Below are 4102 nucleotides of genomic sequence, written 5' to 3'. Positions count from 1 at the left end.
TTTTATACTTTTGATCTTATCTTAATTGTTGTGAAAAAATTATACTAAATACATCCTTTTCATTAGTTCAACTTGAAAACTATTCTCCTAAATTGATAACTCCCATATAAACTAAAGTAATTTTTTTACCTAGTATAATCCCTACATAGGACGGTAGTATCCAAATATCCTTCGATAAAACAACTTTTTGCTTCGTCTAACAGGTTATTCTTTTTACTCCCTTTTCTCATTCTTTTTCTAAACTCACTTGCTCAAAAGCACCTTAGAAACGGTATACCGATAAAAGTACTCTTGAGCATATGAGCTATTGATTTATTTTTATTGTTTTATTAATAATCATTTAATACCTATAAATTCAGGTTAATTTCTATTGATATAAATCCATCCTGTTCTTGGATCAGATCCATTTCCTAAATTTAACACATAATAATAGGTTCCTGATGGCAATTGCTCATCCACTTGAACATTGAAGCGTCCATTAGATTCTCCTGTCCAACTATTATCATATCTATTTTTACTATACACTAGATTACCCCAACGATTGTAAACCTCTAATCGATTATTCTTATACATCTCATCTCCAATACATGAAATTACAAAGGTATCATTCTGTCCATCGCCATTTGGAGTAAACTCATTGTATATCGTTAAACATGGTAATGTATCTGGATCTAAATAATCTGGTGTTCCATCTTCATCAGTATCTAAGGCATCATCTGGTGTTCCATCACCATTATCATCTGCATGTTCATCGATAGTATCAATACCATCACCATCATCATCAGTATCTAAATAATCTGGAATACCATCGCCATCAGTATCGTCATTATTTGGATCACCATCACCATCTACGTCTTCCTCTGAAGTTAAAATACCATCGCCGTCATCATCTACATCTTGGTAATCTGCTGTTCCATCTCCATCTAAATCTGGTGTGTCTGGCACATCTCCTCCATTATCTGGATCTACTGAATCTACCATACCATCGCCATCTGTATCAGTAGTATCATCAATCATACCATCACCATCTGTATCCAATGAGGTATCACTTCCACCTTCCTGAAGATCGCTAATTCCATCACCATCACTATCTAAATCCTGATAATCTGGAGTACCATCTGAATCGGTATCTGTAATGTCAGGAGAACTACCTCCATCATCTGGATCTACTGAATCTACCATACCATCGCCATCTGTATCCGTTTGGTCATCAATTTTCCCATCATTATCCGCATCTAAATTAGGATCTGAACCACTCTCTACTAAGTCTGAGATTCCATCATTATCACTATCCAGATCTTGGAAGTCTGGTCGACCATCTCCGTCGGTATCTACTGGATTCGTGGTTCCTCCTGCTGCGACATCATTATCATCAGCATCGGCACTATCTACAATACCATCGTTATCTGCATCTGTTGTGCTATCTAGTACTCCATCTCCATCAGCATCCACAGTCGCAGCATCTTGTCCACTTTCTACAAGGTCTGATATACCATCTCCATCACTATCTAAATCTAAATGATCAGGAATACCATCGCCATCGGTATCTCTGTTTGGATCGCCATCTTGTTCTACACTATCTAAGATTCCATCATTGTCATCATCTAAATCATATAAATCTTCAATACCATCTCCATCAGTATCCGTTGTCAAGGCATCTCCGAAGCCAACTAATCCATCTACTACATCTGCAATACCATCTCCATCGCTATCAGTTTGATCATCAATCACGCCATCGCCATCGGCATCTAAACTTCCTGGTAAAGCATCATTGTTTGGTTCTTCTACATCTGGAGTTCCGTCACCGTCTTCATCTGGTAAGTTGTTACCATCTACTAAATCTCCTGTATCTATTTGACCGTCACCGTTATCATCCGTTCCTCCTGCTTCTACAACATCATTGATACCATCACCATCACTATCTAGGTCTTGATAATCTGGAAGTCCATCACCATCGGTATCTGGGGTACTTGATCCTGTTCCTCCATTATCTGGGTCTACTGAATCTGCCAGTCCATCTCCATCGGTATCTGTTTGATCATCGATTACTCCATCATTGTCTGCATCTAAACTAGGGTCACCTCCGCCTTCTACTAAGTCTGAGATTCCATCGTTATCACTATCGGTATCTTGGAAGTCTGGAGTTCCATCGCCATCACTATCGGTTGGTGTAGTGCTTCCTCCTGCATTGATGTCATTATCATCATTATCCGCTGTATCTACAATACCATCGTTATCTGCATCTATTGTACTATCTAACATTCCATCTCCATCGGTATCTAATGTAGCAGCATCTTGTCCACTTTCTACAATATCTAAGATTCCGTCACCATCACTATCTAAATCTAAATGATCTGGAATACCATCACCATCTGTATCTCTGTTTGGATCGCCATCTTGTTCTACACTATCTAAAATTCCATCATTGTCAGAATCTAAGTCATGAATATCTGGAATACCATCACCATCAGTATCCGTTTGCTCTGCATCTCCAAAACCATCTAAACCATCTACTGAATCTGCAATACCATCTCCGTCACTATCTGTTTGATCATCAATAACGCCATCCCCATCTAAATCTAAACTTCCTGGTAGGTCTGGATTGTTTGGTTCTTCTACATCTGGAGTTCCATCACCATCAGTATCTGGTAAGTTGTTACCATCTACTAAATCTCCTGTATCTATTTGACCATCGCCATCTGTATCTGTTCCTCCTGCTTCTTCAACATCATTGATACCATCGCCATCACTATCTAAGTCTTGATAATCTGGAAGTCCATCGCCATCGGTATCTGGAGTACTAGATCCTGTTCCTCCATTATCTGGGTCTACTGAATCTGCTAGTCCATCACCATCGGTATCCGTTTGATCATCAATCACTCCATCATTATCTGCATCTAAACTAGGATCTCCTCCGCCTTCTACTAAGTCTGAGATTCCATCGTTATCACTATCGGTATCTTGGAAGTCTGGAGTTCCATCTCCATCACTATCGGTTGGCGTAGTACTTCCTCCTGCATTGATATCATTATCATCATTATCCGCTGTATCTACAATACCATCGTTATCAGCATCTATTGTGCTATCTAACATTCCATCTCCATCGGTATCTAATGTAGCAGCGTCTTGTCCACTTTCTACGATATCTAAGATTCCGTCACCATCACTATCTAAGTCTAAATGATCTGGAATACCATCACCATCAGTATCTCTGTTTGGATCACCATCTTGTTCTACACTATCTAAGATTCCATCATTATCAGAGTCTAAGTCATGAATATCTGGAATTCCATCACCATCAGTATCGGTTTGCTCTGCATCTCCAAAGCCATCTAAGCCATCTACTGAATCTGCAATACCATCGCCATCACTATCAGTCTGATCATCGATCACACCATCACCATCTAAATCTAAACTTCCTGGTAGGTCTGGGTTGTTTGGCTCTTCCACATCTGGAGTTCCATCACCATCTGTATCTGGTAAGTTATTTCCATCGACTAAGTCTCCTGTATCTATTTGACCATCGCCATCTGCATCTGTTCCTCCTGCTTCTTCAACATCATTAATACCATCACCATCACTATCTAAGTCTTGATAATCTGGAAGTCCATCGCCATCGGTATCTGGAGTACTTGATCCTGTTCCTCCATTATCTGGATCTACTGAATCTGCTAGTCCATCTCCATCGGTATCCGTTTGATCATCAATCACTCCATCATTATCCGCATCTAAACTAGGATCACTTCCGCCTTCTACTAAGTCTGAGATTCCATCGTTATCACTATCAGTATCTTGGAAGTCTGGCATACCATCACCGTCACTATCGGTTGGTGTAGTACTTCCTCCTGCATTGATATCATTATCGTCATTATCCGCTGTATCTACAATACCATCATTATCTGCATCTATAGTGCTATCCAACATTCCATCTCCATCAGTATCTAATGTAGCAGCGTCTTGTCCACTTTCTACAATATCTAAGATTCCGTCACCATCACTATCTAAGTCTAAATGATCTGGAATACCATCACCATCAGTATCTCTGTTTGGATCACCATCTTGTTCTACACTGTCTAAGATTCCATCATTATCAGAATCCAAG

2 protein-coding genes (1 of these 2 running past the window's edge) are annotated in these 4102 nt (G+C 39.6%); both read right to left on the bottom strand.

Annotated features, from left to right (window positions below; all coding sequences use genetic code 11):
- Nucleotides 1-360 precede the first annotated feature (360 nt).
- Nucleotides 361-4101 carry a T9SS type B sorting domain-containing protein gene (locus tag ACKTTV_RS17005; RefSeq protein WP_408032068.1) on the bottom strand — a complete coding sequence of 1247 codons (3741 nt, stop codon included), beginning with the start codon at nucleotides 4099-4101 and terminating at the stop codon, nucleotides 361-363.
- Nucleotides 4074-4102, bottom strand: partial view of a Calx-beta domain-containing protein gene (locus tag ACKTTV_RS17000; RefSeq protein ID WP_408032067.1) — the end only. 12277 nt of this gene lie beyond the right edge of the window; the window shows 29 of its 12306 coding nt (coding positions 12278-12306); its start codon lies off the right edge, out of view — the gene reads right to left on this strand; its stop codon occupies nucleotides 4074-4076. Before ACKTTV_RS17000 ends, ACKTTV_RS17005 begins: the two co-directional genes overlap by 28 nt.

This window comes from Tenacibaculum xiamenense, from assembly GCF_964513065.1.
Taxonomy (GTDB): domain Bacteria; phylum Bacteroidota; class Bacteroidia; order Flavobacteriales; family Flavobacteriaceae; genus Polaribacter; species Polaribacter xiamenense.
Note: the sequence above shows the minus strand (reverse complement) of the source record. Positions and strands in the feature narration are given on the sequence as shown.